This window comes from Rhodococcus sp. R1101, assembly GCF_000278445.1.
GTDB lineage: Bacteria > Actinomycetota > Actinomycetes > Mycobacteriales > Mycobacteriaceae > Rhodococcus > Rhodococcus gordoniae.
In genome coordinates, this window is sequence record NZ_AJVB01000711.1 from 1 (window position 1) to 1407 (window position 1407).

General features: G+C 67.6%; 2 protein-coding genes. Both read left to right on the forward strand.

Annotation, left to right across the window (positions count from 1 at the left end):
• The coding region (locus tag R1101_RS28455) for an MFS transporter (protein ID WP_016935613.1) at positions 1-907 on the forward strand (907 nt) is incomplete at its 5' end.
• A gap of 39 nt (positions 908-946) precedes the next feature.
• Positions 947-1407 (forward strand): aldo/keto reductase (locus R1101_RS28460; RefSeq protein ID WP_198420326.1); only part of this gene is annotated, 461 nt, incomplete at its 3' end.

Genomic DNA, 1407 nt, shown 5'->3' on the forward strand with positions numbered 1-1407 from the left:
CTTCTTCGGCATCGGCTCGGTCGTCGCCGCCGAACTGGTGGCACCGCAGAAAAAGGCGGCTGCCATCTCCCTGATGTTCACCGGACTGACGGTGGCCAATGTCGTCGGCGTGCCGCTGGGCACCTTCGTCGGCCACACCGCGGGCTGGCGCGCGACATTTCTGATCGTCGCCGCGCTCGGCGTCGTCGGCCTGGCCGGCGTCGCGAAGCTCGTTCCCGACGTCCCCCGACCCGCAGGCGTGCGGCTGCGCCACGAGATCGCGGCGTTCAAGAACGTCCAGGTCGTACTGGCCATGACCATGACGGTCCTCGGCTTCGGTGGCGTGTTCGCCGGGATCACCTACATCGCACCGATCCTGACCGATGTCAGCGGTTTCGCCGAGTCCTCCGTCCCCTGGCTGATGGCCGTGTTCGGAACCGGCATGGTGGTCGGCAACCTCGTCGGCGGACATTTCGCCGACCGCAATCTCATGCCGATGCTCTACACCGCCCTGGCCGGCCTGGCCATGGTGCTCGGACTGTTCACCTTCCTGTCCTCCGACAAGACCGTGTCCGTCGCGGCGGTCTTCCTGATCGGCGCCCTCGGTTTCGCGACCGTGCCGCCCCTGCAGAAGCACGTCCTCGACCATGCGCACGGCGCCCCGACCCTGGCTTCCGCCGCCAACATCGGTGCCTTCAATCTCGGCAACGCCCTGGCCGCCTGGCTCGGCGGCACGGTGATATCCGCCGGATTCGGGTACACGGCACCCAACGCCGTCGGGGCCGTCCTGGCCGCGTCCGCTCTGGTCCCGGCGGTCCTGTCCCACCGACTACAGCGAAAGGACGACCACACCAACGCAACTCACACATCCACAGAACCCGACCTCCACAGCACAACCCGTGCTGCAGTCGACCCCGTCCGACTCTGATCCCGAACTACGCGAACACCCCCGAAGGAGCACCGACTCGTGACATCGTCCACGATCCCCACCGTCACCCTGAACAACGGCGTCGAGATCCCCCAGCTCGGCTTCGGCGTCTTCCAGATCCCCGAGGACGAGACCACCGCGGCCGTCAGCGCCGCACTCGAGACCGGCTACCGTCACATCGACACCGCCGCGATCTACGGCAACGAAGCCGGCGTCGGCCGCGCGCTGGCGGATTCCGGACTGTCCCGCGACGAGCTGTTCATCACGACGAAGGTGTGGAACTCCGATCAGGGTTACGACGCCACCCTCCGCGCCTTCGACACCAGCCTCACCGCGCTCGGCCTCGATCGTCTCGATCTCTACCTGATCCACTGGCCGACCCCGGCCCGCGATGTCTACACCGACACCTGGCGTGCCCTCGAACGCCTCGTCGAGGAAGGACGCCTTCGCGCTGCGGGCGTGTCGAACTTCCACGCCCGGCCCACCTCCAGCGCCTGCTG